Source organism: Streptomyces sp. AM8-1-1, assembly GCF_032229325.1.
Classification (GTDB): domain Bacteria; phylum Actinomycetota; class Actinomycetes; order Streptomycetales; family Streptomycetaceae; genus Streptomyces; species Streptomyces achmelvichensis.
On sequence record NZ_CP135086.1, the window covers coordinates 5,154,843 to 5,178,798 of the forward strand.

Sequence of the window (23,956 nt, forward strand, 5' to 3'; positions counted from 1 at the left end):
TCGTGTTTAGGTGCGTCCTACCGGATCCTTATTGACACGCCATCTCACGGGGGAGTGGTTCCGCATGCCTGGCGGAGGTTTCAGCAAGTTGCCCAACGGCAGCGTGGTCGTCGCGCTCAGCCTGCCGAGCCCGCTCGGCGACGGGAGCACGGCCCGCTTCCTGGTCCTCGCGAGGAACCGGGCGCGGGCGCTGACGCGACTGCGGAACCTGGGGCTGCGGGCGGTCTATCTGCGAGGCAACGTCGAGCCGCCGACACCGGACGAGATCACCGCCGTACTGCACCATCCGGACGGCCTGCTGTGGCGCGGCCAGCCGGGGGCGACCCAGGAGCTCTGGCACCCGATACGGGCGCTGCTCCAGGACGCGCGAGTGCGGGAGGGCTAGAGCGGCGCCCCACCGGGTCGCCCGGCCTCGCCCCGGGCCCGTGTGCGGCTCCGGGCCGACGGGGCGAGTGGCGGGACCACCGGGGGACCGGCCGGGCGTCAGACGACCGGCTTGCCGGACAGCTCCACGCCCGCGCCCCGCAGCTCCTCCAGCGCCCGCTCCGTGGACTCCTTCGCCACTCCCGCCGTCAGGTCCAGCAGCACCTGCGTCGTGAAGCCCTCACGGGCCGCGTCCAGCGCCGTCGCCCGGACGCAGTGGTCCGTCGCGATGCCGACGACGTCGACCTCCGTCACCTCACGCGCCCGCAGCCACTGCGCCAGCGTCGTGCCGTTCTCGTCCGTGCCCTCGAAGCCGCTGTACGCGGCCGCGTACGCGCCCTTGTCGAAGACGGTGTCGACCGCGCCCGACGCCACCGCCGGAGCGAAGTTCGGGTGGAAGCCCACGCCCTCCGTGCCCGCCACGCAGTGGGGCGGCCAGCTGTGGGAGAAGTCGGGGTGGTCGGAGAAGTGGTCGCCGGGCTCGATGTGGTGGTCGCGGGTGGCGACCACGTGCTGATAGCCGGCGGGGGCGGCGGCCTCGCCGATCAGGTCTGTGATGGCGGCGGCGACCTCGGCGCCCCCCGTCACCGCGAGGCTGCCGCCTTCGCAGAAGTCGTTCTGGACGTCCACGACGATCAGTGCGCGGTGCATGGCGGGGGTCCTTAGGGGTCCGGGGAATGGCGGCGGGGGCATGCGAGCGGCGATATCGAGCCTAGAGACTCGGGCGGCTCAGCGGGAGAGGGCTTCACGCTGCGTTCATACGTACTCCGTCGGCAGGACAGGCTCTCCCTTGGACAGCTGGATCGCCGACATCGGCAGCCCGGACCGCGCCGCCCGGTGCCGGTCCCGTGCCGTGTCGAGCGGCTCGCGGCCCACCACGGTGCCGCCCTTGACCAGCTCCACCTGGAGCTGGTGGTCGGCGAGTTCGGCCGGCACCGGACCGACTCCGATGACCTCCGCCTCCGCCACCCCCTCGGCGTCCAGCCGGCGCGCGGCCCACTTGCGCCCGCCCCGCGAGGACTTCGCACCCATCGACTTCTTCGCCACGGGCTGGAGCGGGGCCTGCGGGTCGGCCGACTGGGCACGGGCGACGATCTTGTAGACCATCGAGCAGGTGGGGTGCCCACTGCCGGTGACCAGCTGCGTGCCCACGCCGTAGGCGTCCACGGGCGCGGCGGCCAGCGAGGCGATCGCGTACTCGTCGAGGTCGGAGGTGACCACGATCCTGGTGTCGCGTGCGCCCAGCTCGTCGAGCTGCTGGCGCACCCGGTGCGCGACGAGCAGCAGGTCGCCGGAGTCGATACGGACGGCGCCCAGTTCCGGCCCGGCGATCTCCACGGCGGTACGCACGGCCTCCGCCACGTCGTAGGTGTCGACGAGCAGCGTCGTCCCTCGTCCGAGTGAGTCGACCTGGGCCTGGAAGGCGTCGCGCTCGCTGTCGTGGAGCAGGGTGAAGGCGTGCGCGCTGGTGCCCACCGTCGGGATCGCGTAGCGGAAGCCGGCGGCCAGGTCGGAGGTGGAGTCGAAACCGCCCACGTACGCGGCGCGCGCCGAGGCCACCGCGGCGAGCTCGTGCGTACGCCGCGCGCCCATCTCGATGAGCCCCCGCCCGATCGCCGCCGACGACATCCGGGAGGCCGCCGCGGCGATCGCCGAGTCGTGGTTGAGGATCGAGAGGATCACGGTCTCCAGCACGACGCACTCGGCGAAGGAGCCCTCCACCCGCAGGATCGGCGAACCCGGGAAGTACACCTCGCCCTCGGGGTAGCCCCAGATGTCGCCGGTGAAGCGGTACGAGGCGAGCCATTCGAGCGTCGGCTCGTCGACGATCCGCTGCTCGCGCAGAAAGCCGAGCAACCCGGCGTCGAAGCGGAAGTTCTCCACGGCGTCGAGCACCCGGCCGGTGCCCGCGACCACGCCGTAGCGCCGCCCCTCGGGCAGTCTGCGGGTGAAGGCCTCGAAGACCGAGCGGCGCCCCGCCGTACCGGACCGGAGCGCGGCCTGCAGCATCGTGAGCTCGTACTGGTCCGTGAAGAGCGCTGTCGAGGGCACATCCACCGGCAGGCCAAGGTCCGCATGGTTCACGACGGTCAACCTCACACTTCTTGTCCGGGCTGCCGGTCGGACCGACCGGGTGCCGGGGGTCGCCCCCCGGGTGACGCAGCCATGACGTGAGCGTAGCGCACATCTCGTCAGAGTGACGAGATGTGAGGCCCGTTTGTGCGATGGACCCCTGCGGGTGGCAGCATGGACCGGGTGAGTGTTGCTCCTACAGAGATCGAACGCCCCGAATCGGCGGAGGAGACCTTCGCCGTTCCCGAGCCGGATGTGCCCTGGGTGACGCTGGTCCACAACGACCCGGTCAATCTGATGAGCTACGTCACCTATGTCTTCCAGGCCTATTTCGGCTATTCCAAGGACAAGGCGCACAAGCTGATGCTCGACGTGCACCACAAGGGACGGGCCGTGGTCTCCAGCGGCAGCCGCGAGGAGATGGAACGCGACGTGCAGGCGATGCACGGATACGGGCTGTGGGCGACGCTCTCCCAGGACCGCAACTGATGGCGGGCCACTTCGAGCCGATCCCCGGCGGCGGCGCGGCCGTCCCGCTCGACGAGGTCGAGATCTCCATCCTGCGCTCCCTCGCCGTCCAGATGCTGGAGCTGATCGGCCCCGGCGACGAGCCGGTCGAGGGCGAGGACCCGCTCGCCGCGATGTTCGCCGAAGGGCCGAGCGAACCGCCCGCCGACCCGGCGCTCGCCCGGCTGTTCCCCGACGGCTACACCGGACCGGACGCGGACGAGCAGGACGAGGAACTGCGCGCCGCCTCCGCCGAGTTCAGGCGCTTCACCGAGAACGACCTGCGCTCCCGCAAACGGGACGACGCACTCTGTGTCGTCCGCTGCCTCGACGCGCTCAGCGCCGGCGGCGAAGGCGGAGCCGTCCTGAAGCTCGGGCCGGACGACTGCGCGCGCTGGCTCGGGGCACTCAATGATCTGCGCCTGACCATCGGCACCCGTCTCGAGGTCGGCGACGAGGACGAGAACAACGAGCTCTACCGGCTGCCGGACGACGATCCGCGCAAGCCGATGGTCATGGCGTACCTCTGGCTCGGGGTGCTCCAGGAGACGCTCGTCGAGACACTGATGCACTGAGGTCGGCGCGCCGGAGCCACGGCTTCGGCGCCCGGCCCGCGCGCGTCCCGGCCCGCGTTTCCAGGACCCGCTTTCTGTCATGCTCCCGCCGGATTCCATTCGCTCAACGGACACTCAAATCCGGATAACGATCGTGTCACCAAGCCTTCGTGCTTTGCGATTTCGGGGGAGTTTTGTCCCCTTCTTCCTGTGCCGTGCGCCACACTCGCTGCGACCGATCAACGTTGCAGTCGTGATAAATCTTCCGGACCGCCGGGGGCGCCACCCATGTTCCCGGGGGCGCTGGGGCCGGCAGATCGCCGGTAGCACTCCATCCACATCCGGGGGGATCAGGACCTGATCCGCAGCCGCGCGACGCAGCGGGCGCGGTCAGCATGGAGAAAGGGCGCATCACCATGACCTCGGTGCAGGTCGACAAGAAGCACGGCGGCGACGATGCCGCCGACCAGGGCTACCAGCGAGGACTGGGTGCTCGTCAGATCCAGATGATCGCGATCGGCGGAGCCATCGGCACCGGCCTCTTCCTGGGCGCCGGCAAGGCCATTTCCAAGGCCGGACCGAGCCTCATCCTGGCCTACGCGATCGCCGGCCTGGTCATCTTCTTCATCATGCGGGCGCTGGGCGAACTGCTCATGTACCGCCCCGTCTCGGGCTCGTTCGCCGAGTACGCACGCGAATTCGTGGGCCCCTTCGCGGGCTTCGTGACCGGCTGGACGTACTGGCTCTTCTGGGTCGTCACCGGCATCACGGAAGTCACCGCGGCAGCCACGTACATGACGTACTGGTGGGACATCCCGCAATGGCTCTCCGCACTGGTCTTCACGATCATCCTGTACGGCGCGAACCTGATCTCCGTGAAGCTCTTCGGTGAGCTGGAGTTCTGGTTCTCCATGGTCAAGGTGACCGCCATCATCGGCATGATCCTCATCTGCGCCGGTGTGCTGACGATCGGCTTCTCCGACGCCGGCGACACGGCCTCCATGACGCACCTGTGGTCCGAGGGCGGGTTCTTCCCCAAGGGCATCGGCGGCACGCTGATGACGCTGCAGATCGTGATGTTCGCCTTCCTCGCGGTCGAACTGGTCGGCGTCACCGCCGGCGAGTCCAAGGACCCGGAGAAGACCCTCCCCAAGGCGATCAACACCGTCCCGTGGCGTATCGGCGTCTTCTACGTCGGCGCGCTGATCATGATCCTCTCGGTCGTGCCGTGGACCGCGTTCGAGCCGGGCGTCTCGCCCTTCGTCGCCGCGTTCGAGCGGATGGGCCTCGGCGTCGGCGCCGCGATCGTCAACTTCGTGGTCCTGACCGCGGCCCTGTCCTCCTGCAACTCGGGCATGTACTCCACCGGCCGGATGCTGCGCGACCTCGCGCTCAACGGCCAGGGCCCGGCGTTCTTCACACGGCTGACCAAGAGCGGCATCCCGCTGGCGGGAACCACCTTCTCCGCCGCGCTGATGCTGGTCGGCGTCTGGATCAACTACCAGTGGCCCGGCGACGCCTTCAACTACGTCGTCTCCTTCGCCACCATCTCCGGCATGTGGGCCTGGATCATGATCCTGGTCAGCCAGATCCGCTACCGCGCCAAGGCCGACCGCGGCGAACTGCCGCAGTCCACCTTCAAGGCGCCCGGCGCCCCCTGGACCAGCTGGTTCGCCCTCGCCTTCATCGGCATGGTCATCGTGATGATGGGTGTCGACAAGGACGCGCGGATCTCGCTGTACTGCGCGCCGCTGTGGGCGCTGATCCTGGGCGTCTCCTACCTGGTGCTGAAGGGGCGCAACCCCGAGGGGGCGGCGTTCGTGAAGCGTGACGCGACGAAGAAGGACGTGGAGCGCTAGAGGCTCCGCAGGGAACGGCGCCAGGTCCTCCTGCCGGCGCCGCCCCTCGAAGGTCCAGCATCCGGGCCGGCTCGTACCACTCCTCGGTACGGCCGGCCCGTCTGCTTATCCTGTCGCTCATGCTGACCATCACCCAGGCTCTGTTCGACCGGATCGTCGAGCACGCACGCGCCGACCACCCCGACGAGGCGTGCGGGGTCGTCGCCGGCCCCGAGGGCAGCGGCCGTCCCGAGCGCTTCATCCCCATGCTGAACGCGGCCCGCTCGCCCACCTTCTACGAGTTCGACTCCACGGACCTGCTGAAGCTCTACCGCGACCTGGACGACCGGGACGAAGAGCCGGTGATCATCTACCACTCGCACACCGCGACCGAGGCCTACCCGTCGCGTACGGACATCAGCTACGCGAACGAGCCCGGCGCCCACTATGTCCTGGTCTCCACCGCCGACGCGGAGGCCGCGGGCCCCTTCCAGTTCCGCTCGTTCCGCATCGTGGACGGCGAAGTGACCGAGGAAGACGTCAAGGTCGTCGAGGCCTACTGAGCCCGCGACCGGCACGGCAGCGGCCACCGGTTCCTCCGCCTGACCACATCGTGAGCCGGATGCGTCCAGGATGCGAGAACCCCCTCCGGGACACGGAGGGGGAATCGATACGATGACCGCATGGTTCCTTCTGACGTGAGCGACAAGACGCCGAGCACCCTGCTGCTCGTGGCGCGGCTGCACGTCGACCTGTGCCGCCTCGCCAGCGCGATGTGTAGGCCCCGCGCCGCGTCCTGACCGACGGCCCACCGGCCCCACGGCCCGAGCGCACCCAGCACCGAACCCCTCGCGCGGGGGCAGAGCCGCGCGCCCCCAAGCCTCACTCCCGACAGGAGCCCACGCCATGGCCATCGAGGTCCGCATCCCGACCATCCTCCGCACCTACACCGACGGCGCCAAGGCCGTCGAGGGCAGCGGGGACACCCTCGCCGATCTCTTCGCCGACCTCGAGTCCCGGCACAACGGCATCAGGGAGCGCATCGTCGACGGCGACCAGCTCCGCCGCTTCGTGAACGTGTACCTGAACGACGAGGACGTGCGCTTCCTCGACGGCATCTCCACCAAGCTCGCGGACGGCGACAGCGTCACGATCCTGCCCGCCGTGGCAGGAGGCTCCGCCGCCGCGCAGCAGCGTCCCGCCGAGGTGATGGCCGCGCGCCAGGCGGGCATGCGCTGATGCGTTACGACTCCCCGCTCGCCGCGGTCGGCAACACCCCGCTGGTCCGCCTCCCGCGACTGTCGCCCTCGGACGACGTGCGGATCTGGGCCAAGCTGGAGGACCGCAACCCGACCGGCTCGATCAAGGACCGCCCCGCGCTCCACATGATCGAGCAGGCGGAGAAGGACGGCCGGCTCACCCCGGGATGCACGATCCTGGAGCCGACGTCCGGCAACACGGGCATCTCCCTGGCGATGGCGGCGCGGCTCAAGGGCTACCGCATCGTCTGCGTGATGCCCGAGAACACGAGCGAGGAGCGGCGGCAGCTGCTCGCCATGTGGGGCGCGGAGATCATCTCGTCCCCCGCGGCGGGCGGCTCCAACACGGCGGTCCGCGTGGCCAAGGGGATCGCCGAGGAGAACCCGACCTGGGTGATGCTCTACCAGTACGGCAACCCCGACAACGCCGGCGCCCACTACGCGACGACCGGTCCCGAGATCCTCGCGGACCTGCCGTCCATCACCCACTTCGTCGCCGGCCTCGGCACGACCGGCACGCTGATGGGCGTCGGCCGCTATCTGCGCGAGCAGGTGCCGGGCATCCGCATCGTCGCCGCGGAGCCGCGCTACGACGACCTGGTCTACGGCCTGCGGAACCTCGACGAGGGCTTCGTCCCCGAGCTCTACGACGCGTCCGTCCTGACGACCCGTTTCTCGGTCGGCTCGGCGGACGCGGTTACCCGCACCCGTGAACTCCTGCAGCAGGAAGGCATTTTCGCGGGCGTCTCCACCGGCGCGGCACTGCACGCGGCGATCGGCGTCGGCAAGAAGGCGGTGAAGGCGGGGGAGCAGGCGGACATCGTCTTCGTCGTCGCGGACGGCGGCTGGAAGTATCTGTCGACGGGTGTCTACACGGCGGCCACGACGGAGGAAGCGATCGAGACGCTCCAGGGCCAGCTCTGGGCCTGACGCCGGTACGGACCCGCGGGCCCGCGGGTCATGCCGACAGGTGACGGACCTGGTCCCACACGGTCGGGTCCACGATCCCGACCCTCCGGCGGAACTCCCACACCTCGACCGCCCGCAGCTCGTCGGTCTCCAGGAAGCTCGGGCGGCCCTGCGCGTCACCCACCGTGCCGGGCGGCAGGGAGATCACGCCCGGGCGCTCGTCGTGGTACTTGCTGGTGATCTTCGCGACCTGGGCGGTGCCGCCGCGCACCGACAGCACCAGACAGGGCCGGTCCTTCGAGCCGGGCCCGTCCTCGTAGGGAACGTCCGCCCACCAGATCTCACCGGGCTGCGGCTTGTGCTTCGTCCCGCGCCGGGGGCCGGTGGGCCGCCCGGGAGGCCGGGTGCGCCCGGCGGGCCGCCGCGGGCCGCGCCCGTACCCGTCGGCCACCGCGGCGACCAGCGCGATCACGACGACGGCGGCGACTGCGAGCCACCAAGACGTATCCATGCCCCGGAAGGCTACCGGCCCCCTGCCCCGAGGTCGCGCACCCGGCGGCACTGACTGCCCCCGCACCCGCCTTCGGCCCAGGCGCCCCACCCCGCCAGTGCCGCCCGCACCCTGCTTCGAGCGCAGGCTCTGCGACGCCAGGCCGGTACTACTACCACCCAGCCACAGCCGCCCGCACCCGTCTTCGGCCCGGGTTCCGCGACCACCGGCGTGTACCACTACCACCCACCTGCCCACCCGGCCACAGGGCATCGCACCCCCGAACCGGTGACAGCGCAGGTGAGTTCCCCCACAACCCCCCTCTCTGGAGGAGCGACCCGCCCTTTCGCGCCTTACGCTCGACAGACCGCACGACCCGCCCCCAGCCCTCCTCGTCAACGGAGGTTCAAGCTCCATGAAGCTCACCGTCGTCGGCTGCTCGGGGTCGTTCCCGTCCGCGGAATCGGCCTGCTCGAGCTACCTCGTAGAGGCCGACGGCTTCCGGCTGCTCCTCGACATGGGCAACGGCGCCCTCGGCGAGCTGCAGCGCCACATCGGTCTCTACGACCTCGATGCCATCTTCCTCAGCCATCTCCACGCCGATCACTGCATCGACATGTGCGGATACTTCGTGGCCCGGTACTACCGTCACGAAGGCGGCCGCTGCGAGGCCATCCCCGTCTACGGACCCGAAGGCACCGAGCAGCGCCTGACCACCGCCTACGCCGACACCCCGTCGAAGTCCTCCATGAGCGAGGTCTTCGACTTCCACACGCTCAAGGCGGGCACCTTCGAGCTGGGACCGTTCTTGGTCCGTACCGAACGCGTGGCCCACCCGGTCGAGGCGTACGGCATCCGGCTGGAGCACGAGGGCAAGACGCTGACGTACTCCGGCGACACCGGCGTCTGTGAGCCGCTCCACCAACTCGCCGACGGCGCCGACCTGTTCCTGTGCGAGGCCTCCTTCACCCACGGCAAGGAGGACGTCCCCGACCTCCACCTCAACGGCCGTGAGGCGGGCGCGCACGCGCAGCGGGCGAACGCGGGCCGGCTGGTCCTCACGCACATTCCCCCGTGGACGGACGGCGAGCGGAATCTGGCCGACGCCCGCGCGGTCTTCAGCGGCCCGAGCGAGATCGCGGTGCCGGGGGCCGTCTACCACCTGTAGGAGCCGGCGGGAGGCAGTGTCGTGGACGTTCCGGCGTGCACGACATCTGGCCGACAGGTCGATCCCGGGCCTACGCTCTAAAATCACATATGACCGGACACATCGCCTGATCTGTGAGGAAACATGGCCGATGACGTCGCGGACAGACGCCCGCAGCCCAGCCCGGAAGCTGACCTGAAGCACAACGCGATCGGCTTCGTCGACGCGCTCGTCATCGGAATCAACTCCACCTCCCCGGCCTACTCGCTCGCGGCCGTCATCGGCCCCGTCGTGGCCCTCGTGGGCATCTACGCCCCAGGCGTGATCCTCGCGTCCTTCGTGCCGATGCTGCTGATCGCATCGGCTTTCTTCTATCTCAACAAGGTCGACCAGGACTGCGGCACCACGTTCTCCTGGGTCACCCGCGCCATGGGCCCGTGGGCCGGCTGGATCGGCGGCTGGGCGATCATGATGACCGGCGTGCTGGTCGTCGGCTCGCTCGCCGACGTCGCCATCGGCTTCGGACTGCTCGCCGTCGGACTCGACAGCTGGGCGGACAACGCCGTCGTACGCCAAACGCTCACCGTGCTGCTGATCCTCGTGATGACGGCCGTGTGCGTCATCGGCACCGAGGCGTCGGCGCGCGTGCAGAACGTGCTGATCCTCGCCCAGATCGCCTGTCTGCTCGCCTTCGCCGTCGTCGCGATCTACCGCGTCTACGCCGGCACCGCCTCCCTGCCCTCCATCGAGCCGAAATTCTCCTGGCTCGACCCCTTCGGCGCGGGCGGCGCCGCGCTGACCGGCGGTCTGCTGCTGGGCGTCTTCATGTACTGGGGCTGGGAGTCGGCGGTCAACCTCACCGAAGAGGTCGAGGACTCCGCCAGCGCCCCGGGCCGGGCGGGCATCTGGTCGACGATCGTGCTGCTGGTGTCGTACCTGTCCGTCGGCATCGCGGTCGTGGCCTACGCGGGCCCGGCCTTCCTCGCCGAGAACGCCGGAGAGGAGGAGTTCATCTTCGGTCTGCTCGCCGGCGAGGTCATGGGCGGCTGGGACTGGATCGTGCTCCTGGCGGTCGCCACCTCCGCCCTCGCCTCCACGCAGACGACGATCATCCCCTCGTCGCGCACGGCCCTGTCGATGGCCCGCAGGCACGCGCTGCCGTCCGTGTTCGCCCGCATCCACCCGCGCTTCCACACCCCGCACGTGGCCACCTGGGCCGTCGCCTTCGTGGCCATCCTCTGGTACGTCGTCGTCAATCTGATCAGCGAGAACGCACTCTTCGACTCGCTCACCGCGCTGTCGCTGCTCATCGCGTTCTACTACGCGCTGACCGGACTCGCCTGCGCCGTCTACTACCGCCGCCACCTCACCGAGAGCGTCCGCAACTTCTTCCTCATCGGCGTGGGCCCGCTCGTCGGTGCCGCCCTGCTGGCCTGGCTGCTCGTGGAGTCGATCGGCGACATGTCCGACCCGGCGAACTCCTACAGCGGAGTCTCCTGGTTCGGGCTCGGACCGCCGCTCGTCATCGGCATCGGCATCGTGCTCGTCGGCCTGATCATCATGGTCGCGCGCCGCCTGACGTCCGCCGAGTTCTGGCGCGAGCGGGCCGGTGTGTGCGACCCGGCCATGGTCCGCGCAGGCAAGAAGGAGTCGTGACATGTCTGTCGTCCTGGGATACGACGAGTCACCGGGCGCGGTCCGCGCGCTGAACGTGGCGATCGAGGTGTCGGCGGCGTTCGGCGAATCCCTCGTCCTGGTCTACGGCGCCGCGGTGCCGGGTCACATGGGGGACGAGTACCGGGCCCATCGGGACGCGCTGCGGGAACTGGGCCGCACGGCGCTCGAGCACGCGGTGGAGGCGGCGGACGAGGCCGGTGTGCCCACCACCGTCGAGATCATCGACGCCAAACCCTCCGAGGCCCTGCTGGAGGCGGCGGCGAAGCACGAGGCACGGGTGATCGTGGTCGGCACTTATGCCGAGAGCCCCATGCGCGGAGCGCTGCTCGGCTCGACGCCGCACAAGCTGCTGCACCTGTCGTCGATCCCGGTGCTGTGCGTACCGGCGCCGGTGACGGGCTGAGGCGAACACGGCGGAGCCCGTGCCCCCTCCTGGAGGGCACGGGCTCCGCCGCTTCAGACCTGAGCGTCTGCGCGTGAGGTGCGAGCGCGTGAGGGCTACTTCGCCTCGGCCTTCTGGAGTTCCGCCAGCTCTTCGTCGGACTCACGGCCCGGCGTCGGCAGGTTGAACTTGGTGATCGCGAAGCGGAAGACCACGTAGTAGACCGCCGCGAAGGCGAGACCCACCAGGGCCAGACCCCACGGGTTGGACGCGATGCCGAGGTTGAGGAAGAAGTCGACCGCGCCGGCCGAGAAGCCGAAGCCGTCCTTCATACCGAGCGCCCAGGTCAGCGCCATGGAGACACCGGTGAGCACCGCGTGCAGGGCGTACAGCACCGGGGCGATGAACATGAAGGTGAACTCGATCGGCTCGGTGACACCGGTGACGAACGAGGTGAGCGCGAGCGAGAACATCATGCCGCCGACGACCTTGCGCCGCTCCGGGCGGGCACAGTGCACGATCGCGAGGCAGGCCGCCGGGAGGGCGAACATCATGATCGGGAAGAAGCCGGTCATGAACTGTCCGGCGCTCGGGTCGCCGGCGAGGAAGCGCGCGATGTCGCCGCTCTTGCCCTCGTACGTACCGGCCTGGAACCACGGGAAGGAGTTGAGCAGGTGGTGCATGCCGATCGGGATCAGCGCACGGTTGGCGACACCGAAGATGCCCGCGCCGACCGCGCCCGAACCGACCAGCCACTCACCGAAGTTGTGCAGTCCGGTGCCGAGGACCGGCCAGATGAGACCGAAGAGGATGCCGACGACGAGACCCGCGAAGGCGGACAGGATCGGTACGAGGCGGCGGCCGCCGAAGAAGCCCGCCCAGTCGGGCAGCTTGGTGCGGTAGAAGCGCTGGTAGAGCAGTGCGACAACGATGCCCATGACCACGCCGCCGAGAACCTTGGCGTCCACCGGGGCCTCGGTCATGACTATCTTGCCGTCGACGACCTTGGCGACCTTGTCGAGGTTCGGGTCGGTGAACGTGGCCAGCACGTTCTTGAAGACGAGGTAACCGGCGACGGCGGCGAGGGCCGTGGAGCCGTCCGACTTCTTGGCGAACCCGATCGCGATGCCGACGGCGAAGAGCAGCGGCATGTTGTCGAGCAGGGCGCCACCACCGGCCGACATATAGCCGGCGATCTTGGTGATGAAGGTCGGGAAGGACTCCTTGCCCAGCATGTCGGGCTGCCCGAACCGGACCAGGAGCGCCGCTGCGGGCAGCACCGCGACCGGCAGCATCAGGCTGCGGCCGATACGCTGCATGACAGCCATCGCGCCGGCGCCCATCTTCTTCTTGTCCGCCTCGGGGGCGGCGCTAGCCGTGGACATCAACTTCCTCCAGGAGAGCAAGGCGCCGCCGGGCAGGGAAAAACGGGGGTGGACGGCGTCTCGAGGGGAACGCGGCGACCGCCGCGTGGTCTACACCACTGAGTGGTGTAGACCTGTTGTAGCACGTGAAGGATAGATAAGGAACCTGCGAATTCTGTGGCCAGGTTCATACCGTGAGAAGTCATGACAAAGACCCCCGGACCGGGTGGTCCAGGGGCCTTCTGTGTCAATTCCTTCCAGGAGGCGAGTCGCCCGGCGGAGTGGTGCCGAGCCCGCCCGGCGCGGCTACTTGGTGGTCTCCTGCTCCATCTCCTCCTGGAGCTCCTCCGGCTCGCGTCCCGGAGTGGGGATGTTGAAGACCGTGATCACCACCCGGAAGACGACGTAGTAGACCACCGCGAAGCACGCGCCGATCGGCAGGATGAGCCAGGGCTTCGTATCCAGATGCCAGTTGACGATGTAGTCGATCAGACCCGCCGAGAAGCTGAAGCCCGCATGCACCCCGAGCGCCCAGGTGATCGCCATGGACGCACCGGTCAGCAGCGCGTGCAGGCCGTAGAGCAGCGGTGCCGCGAACATGAAGGAGAACTCGATCGGCTCGGTCACACCCGTGACGAACGAGGTGAGACCGACCGAGAACATCAGGCCCGCCACCCGCTTGCGGTGCTCCGGCTTGGCGCAGTGGGTCATCGCGAGCGCCGCGGCCGGCAGGCCGAACATCATGATCGGGAAGAAGCCCGACATGAACTGCCCCGCCGACGGGTCCTCGGCGAAGAACCGCGTCAGGTCGCCCTGCACCACCGTGCCGTCCGGCTTGGTGAACTCACCGGCCTGGAACCAGAAGAACGTGTTCAGGAACTGGTGCATGCCGATCGGGATCAGCAGCCGGTTGGCGACACCGAAGATGCCGGCGCCCCAGGCGCCGAGGTCGATCAGCTGTTTCGCGAACACGGTCAGCGCGTCACCGACGGGCTCCCACAGCAGGCCGAACAGTACGCCGAGGATGCAGCAGATGAAGGCCATGATGATCGGCACGAGCCGGCGGCCGTTGAAGAAGCCGAGCCAGTCGACGAGCTTCTTGCGGTGGTAGCGCTGCCAGACGACCGCGGTCAGCAGGCCGATCAGGATGCCGCCGAGGACGCCGGGGTTCTGCGGCTTGCCGTCCGGGAGCAGTTCGGTGATCGAGCCGTCGACCGGGAACGCCTTCAGGACGCCGAAGTAGACGAGGAACCCGGCGACCGCGGCCAGCGCCGTCGAGCCGTCGGCCTTCTTCGCGAAACCGATGGCCACACCGATGCAGAACAGCAGCGGCAGACCGAAGGCGCCGTCCAGGATGGCGGTGCCGCCGAGGGTGAGGACCTTGGCCGTCTTCACCCAGAAGTCGCCGTGCAGATAAGCGCCGAAGAGATTGCCGAGGCTGACGAGCAGACCGGCAGCGGGCAGGACGGCCACCGGGAGCTGAAGGCTCCGGCCGACCTTCTGGAGGCCCTGGAACAGTCCGTTCCACCAGTTGCGCTGAGGTGCTGCCGCACTCCCGGTGCTCATCGGCGTCCTCCTGGAACATGCTGTATTTGGCAGGTGTTGCAGACTGGTGTAGACCAGTTGCGTACGACCCCGGCGCCCGGTCTCGGGACAGGGCGCCGGTGATCGTCATCTTTCGGTACGTCCCGGTTACCCGCCCGTGAAGATGGGCCAACCGTGCGTTACCGTGACAAAACGGACCCATGGCGGCCGGGGCAGCGCTGAGCGCCTGTGCGGGCGCTCTTCGAACGCAGGGAGAAGACATGGCCAGCAAGGCTGAGAAGATCGTCGCCGGGCTCGGCGGGATCGAGAACATCGAGGAGATCGAGGGCTGCATCACCCGTCTCCGCACCGAGGTCATCGACCCGGCCAAGGTCGACGAGGTCGCGCTCAAGGCCGCCGGCGCACACGGCGTCGTCAAGATGGGCACCGCGATCCAGGTCGTCATCGGCACCGACGCCGACCCCATCGCCGCCGACATCGAAGACATGATGTGACCCGCTGACCCCGGTCGGCACCGCACGCAGAGGGCCCCGTTCCGCCCGGAACGGGGCCCTCCCGCGCGACCGATAGGCTCAGCGGCATGTCTCGAATCGACGGCCGCACCCCCGAACAGCTCCGCCCGGTCACCATCGAGCGCGGATGGAGCAAGCACGCTGAGGGCTCCGTCCTCGTCTCCTTCGGCGACACCAAGGTCTTCTGCACCGCCTCGGTCACCGAAGGCGTGCCCCGCTGGCGCAAGGGCAGCGGCGAAGGCTGGGTCACCGCCGAGTACTCGATGCTCCCGCGCTCCACCAACACCCGCGGCGACCGCGAATCCGTACGCGGCAAGATCGGCGGCCGCACCCACGAGATCAGCCGGCTCATCGGCCGCTCGCTGCGCGCCGTCATCGACTACAAGGCCCTCGGCGAGAACACCATCGTCCTCGACTGCGACGTCCTGCAGGCCGACGGCGGCACCCGCACCGCGGCGATCACCGGGGCATACGTCGCTCTCGCCGACGCCGTCACCTGGGCCCAGGGCAAGAAGCTGGTGAAGGCCGGCCGACAGCCGCTCACCGGCACCGTCGCCGCCGTCAGCGTCGGCATCGTGGACGGCACCCCGCTCCTCGACCTCTGCTACGAGGAAGACGTGCGCGCCGAGACCGACATGAACGTCGTCTGCACCGGCGACGGCCGCTTCGTCGAGGTGCAGGGCACCGCCGAGGCCGAGCCGTTCGACCGCAAGGAGCTCAACGCCCTGCTCGACCTCGCCACCGGCGGCTGCGCCGACCTCGCCGCGCTCCAGCGCACGGCGCTCGATCGGACTGCTGGGTAAAGCAGAGTAAAGAAGCAACCAAGAACGCCCTTGTAGGCGTCGTTGAAGTCACGGGCGCACGGGCCGAACCGTGCGCCCGGCCGTATCCGGGGAGGGACCGTTCCATGCTTGCGCGCCGCCGCATCGCACTCACACTCGCCACCGCCGCACTGGTCATACCGATCACCGTCGGCTGCAGCGCACTCGACAAGGCTCTCGACTGCGTCGAGACGGCCGACGCCATCGCCACCAGCGTGGACAAGCTCCAGAAGGCCGTCTCCACCGCCGCCGACGACCCCACGCAGGCGCGTGAGGCACTCGACGACATCGACAGGGAACTCGACAGCCTCGGCGACAAGACGGACAACGCCGACCTGAGCAAGGCCGTCGACGACCTCGGCACCGGGGTCGGCAACGTCCGCAAGGCGATCGAGGGCGGCGACGCCACTCCGGACATCACGCCGGTCACGAACGCGGCCGCCGAGATCGGCAAGGTCTGCACGCCCGGATAATCGGGGGCATGACCCGTCTCATCCTCGCCACCCGCAACGCCGGGAAGATCACCGAACTCAGGGCCATCCTCGCCGACGCGGGTCTGCCACACGACCTCGTCGGCGCGGATGCGTACCCCGACATCCCGGACGTCAGGGAAACCGGCGTCACCTTCGCCGAGAACGCCCTGCTCAAGGCCCACGCGCTGGCGCGGGCCACCGGCCTGCCGGCCGTCGCCGACGACTCGGGACTCTGCGTCGACGTCCTCGGCGGCGCCCCCGGCATCTTCTCCGCCCGCTGGGCGGGCACCCACGGCGACGACGCCGCCAACCTCCGCCTGCTGCTGGCCCAGCTCTCCGACATCGCGCCCGCGCACCGGGGCGCCCACTTCGCCTGCGCGGCCGCGCTCGCGCTGCCCGACGGCACGGAACGGGTGGTCGAGGGCCAACTGCGCGGCACGCTGCGTGACACCCCGCAGGGCACGGGCGGCTTCGGTTACGACCCGATCCTCCAGCCGGAGGGCGAGACGCGTACGTGCGCGGAACTGACCCCGGCCGAGAAGAACGCGATCAGCCACCGGGGCAAGGCGTTCAGGGCACTGGTGCCGGTGGTGCGGGAGCTGCTGGGCTGACCGCCCGGCCACCGGACGGACCGGACAGGTCGGACACAGAAACGGCCTGTGAATCAGCGCGATTCACAGGCCGTTCAGGGTGCGGCGGAAGGGATTCGAACCCTCAAGCCGTTTCACGGGCCACAGATCCTAAGTCTGCTGCGTCAACCACCTGCGCCACCGCCGCGAGCCGCCTGCCATGGTAACCGGCCCGTGGTTCACAGGACACCGAGATTCAGGCGCGGACCGGGTGCTTCAGGAGATCGGCGATTCCTCCCGCGGCCGCGGCACCATGTGTCGGTCAGGGCGTGGCAGTTCGGGCAGAGGTAGCGGAGATTTGCGGCGCGGTTGTCGAGCCAGTCCCCGCTGATGTGATCGATCTGCAGGGTGACCGGCCGCCCGAGCCACTCGCCCCGGTTGCCGCACGACACACACCGGTAGGGGACGCCGATCTCCTGAAGCGCCCGGTGCAGCCGGTCCCTGGTCACCCGCGCGGAACCGGCCGCAGCGACGCGCAGCACGTCCGGTGCGACACGGCGAGGCGCCGCCGGACGCGCCGAGGCCCAAGGGCGCCGTGCGAAGTGGGACGTGTCGAGCCCGAGCCGGGCGACCGTACGCCGTAGCCGCCGGTGGTTCGTGGCGTTCACGGTCAGGCCCAGAAGGCGCATCACCTCGGCGTAGCCGGTCGCCTTCGGCACAGCCGCCCGCAGCGCCTCGTCCGGGACGGCGATGCGCGCATGGCGGAAGTGACCGGTGTCGATGCCCTGTTCCTTGAGCACGCGCCCCAGGGCCGCGCGGGTCCGGCGGTCGTCCGGTACGCCGAGTTCCTGGACCAGGTCGCGCATGCTCCCGCTGCTGCGGACGGCGGCGGCCAGTTCATCGAACGTGCAGGGCAGGTCCACCGGCCGGCGGCCCACGCCCTTGAAGTGGCGGATGTCGATCCCGGCGGATTCGATGCGCCGTCCGATGTGCGTCATCGCGCCGGGGGCGGGGGTGATGCCGAGCTTGCACACCACTTCACGCAGTGTGCCCGACGATGCCACTGCCGCGGCTATGGCTTCGTCCGGGTACTTACGCCAGACGCTGCGCCGGCCGAAGTGGCTGGTGTCCAGGCCCAGTTCCGCGACCTTCTCCTGAAGGACCCGCCGCTGACCGCCGCTTTCCTTGAGCCCCAGGTACCGGATCAGAGATGCCCAACCGTGTGTCGCGGCGACCGCCTCCGCGAGTCGTTCCCGTGTGTACCTCACTGCCATCGCCCCTCCCCGATCCGGCTGTCCGTTCGTCCCTCGCACTGACCAACGAACCGTCCGTCGGAGAGTCACACCCGATCGCGGAAGCGAGACGCGCAGCCAGAAGGGCCCGCACCCCGTCGTCCCGGTGCGGGCCCTTCCCCAGCCACGTCGTCCCCGTCAGCAGGTCAGAACTTCGGCTCCGCCGCCTGCGCGTGGACCAGTTCCGCCGCCTCCTCCTTCGTGCCCACCGCCGGAGGCGAGCCGTCCAGGGGCTTCTGAGCCGTCTCCTTCATGCACGCCACCGCGATCACCCCCACCAGCGCCGCCGCCATCGAGTAGTACGCCGGCATCAGATTGCTGCCCGTGACGCTGATCAGTGCCGTGATCACCAGCGGGGTCGTCCCGCCGAAGAGGGACGCCGACAGGTTGTAGCCGACCGACAGGGAGCCGTAGCGGACCGGTGTGGGGAACAGCGCGGGGAGCGCCGCCGACATCGTGCCGAGCAGGCAGAGCAGCGACAGGCCCAGCATCAGCATGCCCGCGACGATCGCCGGGATGCTGCCCTGGCCGATCAGCAGGAACGCGGGGAGCGAGAGGATCAGGAAGCCGAGCATGCCCGCCATCAGCAGCGGCTTCCGGCCGAAGCGGTCGCTCAGCTTGCCCACCATGTTGATCATCAGCATCAGCAGGACCATGACGCCCAGCAGGATCAGCAGCCCGTGCGTCTCGCTGTAGCCGAGTTCGTCCGACAGATAGGTCGGCATGTACGACAGCAGCATGTAGTCCGTGACGTTGTACGCGCCGACCAGGGCGATGCACAGGATCAGCGTCGGCCAGTAGTCCCTGAAGATCTTGGCGAGGTCGCCCTTCGTCGAGGTCTCGATCGTGTCGGCGGCCTCCGACGCGTGCGCGCTCTCGTCCTCCAGCTTCTTGAACGCCGGTGTCTCGTCCAGCCTCAGCCGCAGATACAGACCGACCAGGCCGAGCGGGCCCGCCACCAGGAACGGCAGGCGCCAGCCCCAGGCCTCCATGGTGTCCGAGCCGAGCCAGGCCGTCAGCAGGGTCACCAGGCCGGCCGCGCCCACGTAGCCCGCGAGCGTGCCGAACTCCAGGAAGCTGCCGAAGTACCCCCGGCGCTTGTCGGGCGCGTACTCCGCGATGAACGTGGACGCTCCGCCGTACTCACCGCCGGTGGAGAAGCCCTGCACCAGCCGGAAGAAGATCAGCAGGACCGGGGCCCAGAAGCCGATCGAGGCGTACGAGGGGATCAGGCCGATCGCGAGCGTGCCGATCGCCATGAGGATCATCGTCAGTGCGAGGACCTTCTTGCGCCCGATCCGGTCGCCCATGGGGCCGAAGAACATGCCGCCCAGAGGCCTGACGAGGAAGGCGACGGCGAAGGTCGCGAAGGAGGACAGCAGCTGCGCGGTGTCGTTCTCGGAGGGGAAGAAGACATGCCCCAGGGTCACTGCCAGATAGCTGTAGATCCCGAAGTCGAACCACTCCATGGCGTTACCGAGCGACGCCGCCTTCGTGGCCCGCTTGACCGCCGCCTCGTCGGTGACGGTGATGTCCGTACGCCTGAGCTTGGGGTTCTTCCGCTTGGCGATGGTGCGGAAAAGTATCCGGTGGCGTCTGACCGCCTGGGGATCGACCGGTGTCTCCGGGCCGGTGGCCGCCATGAACGGGTTCCTCTCCTGGGTGCTGAAATCCAGAAGAACACCTTCTCGATCGTGGCGCCTGCAAACCGGGGCCCTGCGAAACCGAGGTCCCCTGTGACGGGGACCTCGGTCACACAGCCGCCGACGGGAGCGGGTGGCTCAGATGCCGAGATCCTTGATGATCTTTGCGACATGGCCGGTGGCCTTGACGTTGTACAGCGCCCGCTCGACCTTGCCCTCCTCGTCGACGACGATCGTCGAGCGGATGACCCCGGTGACGGTCTTGCCGTACAGCTTCTTCTCGCCGAAGGCGCCGTAGGCCTCCAGGGTCTCCTTCGACGGATCGCCCACCAGCGTGACCTTCAGGCTCTCCTTGTCGCGGAACTTGGCGAGCTTCTCCGGCTTGTCCGGCGACACGCCGATGACGTCGTATCCCGCGCCCGTCAGCAGCTCCAGGTTGTCGGTGAAGTCGCAGGCCTGCTTGGTGCAGCCGGGGGTGAGCGCCGCCGGGTAGAAGTAGACGATCACTTTCCGGCCCTTGTGCGCCGCCAGCGAGACCTCGTTGCCGTCGGCGTCGGGCAGGGTGAAGTCGGGTGCGGGGTCGCCGGGCTGGAGTCGCTCGCTCATGGTTCTCCTCGGAAGGCGTGCGGATGTACGCCGTCGAGCGTAATGGGGGTGCCGTGGGGTGCGGGGGCCGCCGAGCTGACAGACTGTCGAGGAAGGACTACCGGACACGACGACGGAGGCAGCGCGGTGTCGGACGCGAGGACCCCTGCGCAGATCGAGGCGGACATCGTCCGCCGGCGCGACCAGCTTGCCGAGACGCTGGACGAGATCGGTGTGCGAGTGCACCCGAAGACGGTCATCGGCGACGCGAAGGCGAAGGTTGCCTCCACGGTGGACCGGACTGCGGGACGCGCCTTCGTGGCGGTTAACCGTACGGTGTTCGATGTGCGGGCGCAGTTCGTCCGCGAGGACGGCGCACCCCGCCTGGAGCGGCTCGTTCCGGTGGCCGTGGTGGTCGTGGGCCTGGTGGGACTCCTCACCCTGTCCGCGCGCAGGCGCCGCGGGTGACCCTCGGGCGTACGGATCGGCCCCGGACAGGTAGGTTCGAGGTGTGAGCGCCAACAGCCATGAGCCCAGCCAGCAGCACGACAAGCTGCCCATCCGGATGCTGCACGACCGCGTACTGGTGCGGACCGACATCCCGGAGGGCGAGCGGCGTTCCAGCGGTGGCATCGTCATCCCGGCGACCGCGGCGGTCGGCCGGCGCCTCGCGTGGGCCGAGGTGGTGACGGTCGGGCAGAACGTACGGACCGTGGAACCGGGCGACCGGGTGCTGTACGACCCCGAGGACCGTGCCGAGGTCGAGGTACGGGGTGTGGCGTACGTGCTGATGCGTGAGCGGGATCTGCACGCGGTGGCGGCCGACCGCTTCCAGGGTTCCGAGGACTCCACCGGGCTCTACCTGTAGCTCTGCCGAGCCGCGTGGGCCTGTAGTGACGAGAGGGCCGGTGACCGAGGTCACCGGCCCTTCTGTCTGCCCTTTGCTACCGTGGAGACACCCCGACGAGACGCGCCGTACCGGGCTGGCAAAGACGACGCACCCCGTTGAAGTTCCGCGTCTCGGAGGTGCCGTCATGGCCTGGGTTCTGCTGGTTGTCGCCGGTCTGCTCGAAGTCGGCTGGTCGATCGGGATGAAGTTCACCGACGGGTTCACCCGGCTGTGGCCGAGCGTGTTCACCGGTCTCGGGATCGTCGCCAGCATGCTGCTGCTCTCGCACGCCGCCCGGACGCTGCCCATCGGCACGGCGTACGGGGTGTGGGTCGGCATCGGTGCGGCGGGTGCCGCCGTGGTCGGCATGATCGTGCTCCATGAACCGGTGACCGCCGCGCGGATCTTCTTCGTCTGTCTGCTGCTGGTCGCGGTGGTCGGACTGAAGGCGACCTCGGGTCACTGAGACCAAGCGGTCGCGACCCACCGAGGTGGACCGGAGCGGACCGAAGACGACATCGGGTCACTGCGGCCGTACGGGTCGGCTGGGGGTGCTGCCCGCGCCTCCGCCGGCGCCGCCCGGGTCGCCGCCGGCGCCGGTGGGCCGGCTGTCTCCGGCTCCTCCGGTCGTCGCTCCTTCGGTGCCGCCGCCGGTCCCGCCCCCGCTCGTCTGTCCGCCGGGCCGTCCCGCGGTGCCTTCGTCGCCGCCGGTGCCGCCGCGGGTGTCGCCCCCGGTGGGCGGCCCCGCGGTCTGCCCCCCTGTCTCACCCGCGGTCTGACCAGCGCCCGTCGGTTCGCCGATCCCCGGTCCCGGCGTCGTGCTCGGGCTTCCGCCGGGCGACGGTGTCTGCCCGGGGGACTGCGACGCCGGTGACGACTCGGTGGGGGACTCCGCATCGGACGGCGGCAGCTCCTCCTGCGCGCCCTCCTCCAGCTCCAGGTCGAACTCCACGATCTCGGAGCCCTCCAGGGCGGTGCCGGTGTACTGGCCCCAGATCTTCGCCGGCGCCCCGCCGCCGTTGATCCGCGGCAGCCCCAGCGCCCCGTACAGCGGTTTCTGCGCTCCGGTCACGGGATCCTGGCCCATCACCGCGACCACGGTCGCCAGTTGCGGGGTGTAGCCCGCGAACCAGGCGGCCTTGTCCTCCTCGGCGGTCCCGGTCTTGCCCGCCGCCGGGCGCCCGGCGGACTGGGCCGCCGTCCCGGTGCCGCCTTCGACCACGCTCTGCAGGATCGAGGTGGTCGTGTCGGCGGCCTCCCGGCTGACGACCTGTCCGGCGCTCTTCTTCGGCATCCGCACCTCCTGGCCGTCCTTGCTGACCCGCTGGACCAGGGTGTAGGCGCCGTGCCGGCCGTGGTTGGCGAGCGTGGCGTACGCCCTCGTCATGTCGAGCACGCTGGCCGTCGCGGGGCCGAGGGCGATGGACGGCGATGCGGTGAGGTCCGGGGTGCTCGCCGGGATGCCGAGGTCGATCGCGGTCTGCTTGACCCTGGCCGGGCCGACGTCCATGGCCATCTGCGCGTAGACCGCGTTGACCGACTTGTCGGTGGCGGTGCGGACGGTGATGGGGCCGTAGGAGTGGCCGTCCTCGTTCTCGGGGGCGTACGGCCTGCCGCTCCAGCCCTCGACCGTCCGCCGGTCGGTGCCGTCGTAGACGGTGTTGGGCGTGATGGGGCGGTCGTCCTGGGTGACCGAGCCGTTCTCGACGGCGGAGGTGAAGACGAACGGCTTGAAGGTGGAGCCGACTTGGTAGTCGCGGCGGGTCGCGTTGTTGACGTACTGGCGGGTGTAGTCGACTCCGCCGTACAGGGCGACGACCTTGCCGGAGGCGGGGTCGATCGAGGCGCCGCCGACGCGGACGTTGCGGTCGGCCTTGCGGGTGTCGCTCAGCTTGGACGTCACCTGGTCGTCGACCGCCTCGGTGAGGGCGGTCTGTTTGGCGCGCTCCAGGGTGGTGGTGATCCGGTAGCCGCCGAGGGCGAGCGTCTTCTCGTCGATGATGTCGTTGCCGGTGAGGTAGTCCTCGACGGCCTGGACGATGTAGCCGCGCTGCCCGGACAGGCCGGTCGCGGGCTTGGCCCGCTCGGGGAGGGGGAAGGTGAGCGCGGCGCGGTCGGCCGGGCTCAGCCACCTCTTCTTGACCATGCCGCCCAGCGTGTAGTTCCAGCGGCCGAGCGCGGCGGCCCGGTTCTCGGGGTGGGTGGCGATGTCGTAGGCGCTCGGGGCGTTGAGCAGCGAGGCGAGGTACGCGCCGCGGGCGGTGTCGATCTCCTCGATGTCCGTGCCGTAGTAGGCCTGGGCGGCGGCCTGGATGCCGTACGCGTTGCGCCCGAAGTAGCTGGTGTTGAGGTAGCCCTCGAGGATCTCGCTCTTGCTCTGCTCGCGGCCGAGCTTGATCGCGATGAAGAACTCCTTCCACTTCCGCGAGACCGTCTGCTCCTGGCCCAGGTAGTAGTTCTTGACGTACTGCTGGGTGATCGTGGAGCCGGACTGCCGGCCCTTGCCGGTGACGGTGTTCCAGGCGGCGCGGACCATGGCCTTCGGGTCGACGGCGCGCTCGGAGTAGAAGTCCCGGTCCTCGGCGGCCAGTACGGCCCGCTGGACCGTCAGCGGGACCTGCGAGAGTTTCACGTTCTCGCGGTTGACCTCGCCGTCGCGGGCGATCTGGCTGCCGTCCTCGTAGAGGTAGACATTGGACTGGGAGGTGGCCGCGGCGTTGGCGGGCGGGATGTCGACGAGCAGGTAGCCGGCGATGAAGCCGCCGATCAGCAGCAGGGCGACGAGGAGGATTCCGCCGAGCAGCATCCGCCAGGTGGGGAGGAGCCGGCGGAAGCCCGTACGCCTGCGGTTCCTCTTCTCCGGGAGGGGCGCCGGTCCGACCGCGGTCGCGTCCCTGGGGTTCCAGCCGTGCTGCGGCTCCACACTCATACGGCCATACTGCCCTTTTCACGCGCATATCCCTCGGATCCGACGGAACGCGGCATCTCTCCGGGGGACAGCTTT

The 23,956-nt window shown here is 69.5% G+C and carries 27 protein-coding genes, 1 tRNA gene and 1 riboswitch; of the genes, 18 read left to right on the top strand and 10 right to left on the bottom strand.

All coding sequences use genetic code 11. From position 1 onward, the window contains the following. Positions 1 to 64 precede the first annotated feature (64 nt). On the top strand, positions 65 to 385 hold the full coding sequence (locus RPQ07_RS23200; RefSeq protein ID WP_313946100.1) for a hypothetical protein: 321 nt from the start codon (positions 65 to 67) through the stop codon (positions 383 to 385). Between the two features lie 98 nt (positions 386 to 483). Here RPQ07_RS23200 and RPQ07_RS23205 read toward each other — a convergent pair whose 3' ends face one another. Together RPQ07_RS23205 and RPQ07_RS23210 are read right to left on the bottom strand one after the other, a co-directional pair. Next, the gene (locus RPQ07_RS23205) at positions 484 to 1,074 is read right to left on the bottom strand and encodes a nicotinamidase (RefSeq protein WP_313946101.1); all 591 of its coding nucleotides are present in this window, start codon (positions 1,072 to 1,074) and stop codon (positions 484 to 486) included. 105 nt (positions 1,075 to 1,179) lie between these two features. Then, positions 1,180 to 2,508 carry a nicotinate phosphoribosyltransferase gene (locus RPQ07_RS23210; protein WP_313946102.1) on the bottom strand — a complete coding sequence of 443 codons (1,329 nt, stop codon included), beginning with the start codon at positions 2,506 to 2,508 and terminating at the stop codon, positions 1,180 to 1,182. Between the two features lie 162 nt (positions 2,509 to 2,670). Between RPQ07_RS23210 and clpS the strand changes: the two genes are divergently transcribed. The 7 genes from clpS to RPQ07_RS23245 all read left to right on the top strand — a co-directional run bounded on the left by clpS (position 2,671) and on the right by RPQ07_RS23245 (position 7,584). Next, a complete protein-coding gene (gene clpS / locus RPQ07_RS23215; protein WP_313946103.1) occupies positions 2,671 to 2,985 on the top strand; it encodes an ATP-dependent Clp protease adapter ClpS in 315 nt (104 codons plus the stop codon). Beyond that, positions 2,985 to 3,578: a DUF2017 domain-containing protein gene (locus RPQ07_RS23220; protein ID WP_313946104.1), complete on the top strand. Its 594-nt coding sequence runs from the start codon at positions 2,985 to 2,987 to the stop codon at positions 3,576 to 3,578. The genes clpS and RPQ07_RS23220 overlap by 1 nt, the downstream gene beginning before the upstream one ends. Before the next feature lie 395 nt (positions 3,579 to 3,973). Continuing rightward, positions 3,974 to 5,416 (top strand): amino acid permease, encoded by a 1,443-nt coding sequence (locus RPQ07_RS23225; protein WP_313946105.1) that lies wholly within the window; start codon positions 3,974 to 3,976, stop codon positions 5,414 to 5,416. Between the two features lie 119 nt (positions 5,417 to 5,535). Then, positions 5,536 to 5,958, top strand: a complete 423-nt coding sequence (locus RPQ07_RS23230) for a M67 family metallopeptidase (RefSeq protein WP_313946106.1) — start codon at positions 5,536 to 5,538, stop codon at positions 5,956 to 5,958. Positions 5,959 to 6,078: 120 nt separating this feature from the next. Continuing rightward, positions 6,079 to 6,195, top strand: a complete 117-nt coding sequence (locus tag RPQ07_RS23235; RefSeq protein ID WP_313946107.1) for a putative leader peptide — start codon at positions 6,079 to 6,081, stop codon at positions 6,193 to 6,195. Between the two features lie 106 nt (positions 6,196 to 6,301). Continuing rightward, the gene (locus RPQ07_RS23240) at positions 6,302 to 6,634 is read left to right on the top strand and encodes a MoaD/ThiS family protein (RefSeq protein ID WP_313946108.1); all 333 of its coding nucleotides are present in this window, start codon (positions 6,302 to 6,304) and stop codon (positions 6,632 to 6,634) included. After that, complete coding sequence (locus RPQ07_RS23245; protein WP_313946109.1) at positions 6,634 to 7,584, top strand: cysteine synthase; 951 nt, start codon at positions 6,634 to 6,636, stop codon at positions 7,582 to 7,584. Before RPQ07_RS23240 ends, RPQ07_RS23245 begins: the two co-directional genes overlap by 1 nt. A gap of 28 nt (positions 7,585 to 7,612) precedes the next feature. Here the strand turns inward: RPQ07_RS23245 and RPQ07_RS23250 are convergent, their stop codons facing one another. Then, the gene (locus tag RPQ07_RS23250) at positions 7,613 to 8,074 is read right to left on the bottom strand and encodes a type II toxin-antitoxin system PemK/MazF family toxin (RefSeq protein WP_313946110.1); all 462 of its coding nucleotides are present in this window, start codon (positions 8,072 to 8,074) and stop codon (positions 7,613 to 7,615) included. 394 nt (positions 8,075 to 8,468) lie between these two features. Between RPQ07_RS23250 and RPQ07_RS23255 the strand changes: the two genes are divergently transcribed. From RPQ07_RS23255 to RPQ07_RS23265, 3 genes are all read left to right on the top strand, one after another. Further along, entirely contained in the window at positions 8,469 to 9,221 is a 753-nt protein-coding gene (locus RPQ07_RS23255; protein ID WP_313946111.1) for an MBL fold metallo-hydrolase, read from the top strand. 123 nt (positions 9,222 to 9,344) lie between these two features. Beyond that, positions 9,345 to 10,856, top strand: a complete 1,512-nt coding sequence (locus tag RPQ07_RS23260) for an APC family permease (protein ID WP_313946112.1) — start codon at positions 9,345 to 9,347, stop codon at positions 10,854 to 10,856. 1 nt (position 10,857) lies between these two features. Then, positions 10,858 to 11,280, top strand: a complete 423-nt coding sequence (locus RPQ07_RS23265) for a universal stress protein (RefSeq protein ID WP_313946113.1) — start codon at positions 10,858 to 10,860, stop codon at positions 11,278 to 11,280. Positions 11,281 to 11,375: 95 nt separating this feature from the next. Here RPQ07_RS23265 and RPQ07_RS23270 read toward each other — a convergent pair whose 3' ends face one another. Then, positions 11,376 to 12,644 carry a PTS transporter subunit EIIC gene (locus tag RPQ07_RS23270; protein WP_313946114.1) on the bottom strand — a complete coding sequence of 423 codons (1,269 nt, stop codon included), beginning with the start codon at positions 12,642 to 12,644 and terminating at the stop codon, positions 11,376 to 11,378. Between the two features lie 285 nt (positions 12,645 to 12,929). Further along, positions 12,930 to 14,189, bottom strand: coding sequence for a PTS transporter subunit EIIC (locus RPQ07_RS23275; RefSeq protein ID WP_313946115.1), 1,260 nt, complete (start codon positions 14,187 to 14,189; stop codon positions 12,930 to 12,932). 239 nt (positions 14,190 to 14,428) lie between these two features. On the opposite strand from RPQ07_RS23275, the gene RPQ07_RS23280 reads away from it, so the two are divergent. From RPQ07_RS23280 to rdgB, 4 genes are all read left to right on the top strand, one after another. Further along, positions 14,429 to 14,662: a PTS glucose/sucrose transporter subunit IIB gene (locus tag RPQ07_RS23280; RefSeq protein WP_313946116.1), complete on the top strand. Its 234-nt coding sequence runs from the start codon at positions 14,429 to 14,431 to the stop codon at positions 14,660 to 14,662. A gap of 86 nt (positions 14,663 to 14,748) precedes the next feature. Beyond that, positions 14,749 to 15,483 (top strand): ribonuclease PH, encoded by a 735-nt coding sequence (gene rph / locus RPQ07_RS23285; protein ID WP_313946117.1) that lies wholly within the window; start codon positions 14,749 to 14,751, stop codon positions 15,481 to 15,483. Positions 15,484 to 15,587: 104 nt separating this feature from the next. Continuing rightward, the gene (locus RPQ07_RS23290) at positions 15,588 to 15,974 is read left to right on the top strand and encodes a hypothetical protein (RefSeq protein WP_313946118.1); all 387 of its coding nucleotides are present in this window, start codon (positions 15,588 to 15,590) and stop codon (positions 15,972 to 15,974) included. A gap of 8 nt (positions 15,975 to 15,982) precedes the next feature. Further along, positions 15,983 to 16,585, top strand: coding sequence for an RdgB/HAM1 family non-canonical purine NTP pyrophosphatase (gene rdgB, locus RPQ07_RS23295; RefSeq protein WP_313946119.1), 603 nt, complete (start codon positions 15,983 to 15,985; stop codon positions 16,583 to 16,585). A gap of 80 nt (positions 16,586 to 16,665) precedes the next feature. Here rdgB and RPQ07_RS23300 read toward each other — a convergent pair. The 4 genes from RPQ07_RS23300 to bcp form a co-directional block, all read right to left on the bottom strand. Further along, positions 16,666 to 16,751 (bottom strand) — tRNA-Leu (locus RPQ07_RS23300). A gap of 31 nt (positions 16,752 to 16,782) precedes the next feature. Further along, complete coding sequence (locus tag RPQ07_RS23305; RefSeq protein WP_313946120.1) at positions 16,783 to 17,817, bottom strand: HNH endonuclease signature motif containing protein; 1,035 nt, start codon at positions 17,815 to 17,817, stop codon at positions 16,783 to 16,785. Positions 17,818 to 17,981: 164 nt separating this feature from the next. Beyond that, the gene (gene proP, locus RPQ07_RS23310) at positions 17,982 to 19,478 is read right to left on the bottom strand and encodes a glycine betaine/L-proline transporter ProP (RefSeq protein WP_313946121.1); all 1,497 of its coding nucleotides are present in this window, start codon (positions 19,476 to 19,478) and stop codon (positions 17,982 to 17,984) included. A 138-nt stretch (positions 19,479 to 19,616) separates the two neighbouring features. Then, positions 19,617 to 20,084, bottom strand: a complete 468-nt coding sequence (gene bcp, locus RPQ07_RS23315) for a thioredoxin-dependent thiol peroxidase (protein WP_313946122.1) — start codon at positions 20,082 to 20,084, stop codon at positions 19,617 to 19,619. Positions 20,085 to 20,210: 126 nt separating this feature from the next. Here bcp and RPQ07_RS23320 point away from each other — a divergent pair, with 126 nt between their 5' ends. The 3 genes from RPQ07_RS23320 to RPQ07_RS23330 all read left to right on the top strand — a co-directional run bounded on the left by RPQ07_RS23320 (position 20,211) and on the right by RPQ07_RS23330 (position 21,418). Continuing rightward, positions 20,211 to 20,531: a DUF3618 domain-containing protein gene (locus tag RPQ07_RS23320; protein ID WP_313946123.1), complete on the top strand. Its 321-nt coding sequence runs from the start codon at positions 20,211 to 20,213 to the stop codon at positions 20,529 to 20,531. 43 nt (positions 20,532 to 20,574) lie between these two features. Continuing rightward, positions 20,575 to 20,931 carry a co-chaperone GroES gene (locus RPQ07_RS23325; protein WP_313946124.1) on the top strand — a complete coding sequence of 119 codons (357 nt, stop codon included), beginning with the start codon at positions 20,575 to 20,577 and terminating at the stop codon, positions 20,929 to 20,931. A gap of 70 nt (positions 20,932 to 21,001) precedes the next feature. Continuing rightward, positions 21,002 to 21,065: riboswitch (guanidine-III (ykkC-III) riboswitch) on the top strand. A 32-nt stretch (positions 21,066 to 21,097) separates the two neighbouring features. After that, positions 21,098 to 21,418 carry a multidrug efflux SMR transporter gene (locus RPQ07_RS23330; RefSeq protein WP_313946125.1) on the top strand — a complete coding sequence of 107 codons (321 nt, stop codon included), beginning with the start codon at positions 21,098 to 21,100 and terminating at the stop codon, positions 21,416 to 21,418. A gap of 57 nt (positions 21,419 to 21,475) precedes the next feature. Here RPQ07_RS23330 and RPQ07_RS23335 read toward each other — a convergent pair whose 3' ends face one another. Then, positions 21,476 to 23,881, bottom strand: a complete 2,406-nt coding sequence (locus tag RPQ07_RS23335; RefSeq protein ID WP_313946126.1) for a transglycosylase domain-containing protein — start codon at positions 23,879 to 23,881, stop codon at positions 21,476 to 21,478. Positions 23,882 to 23,956 lie beyond the last annotated feature (75 nt).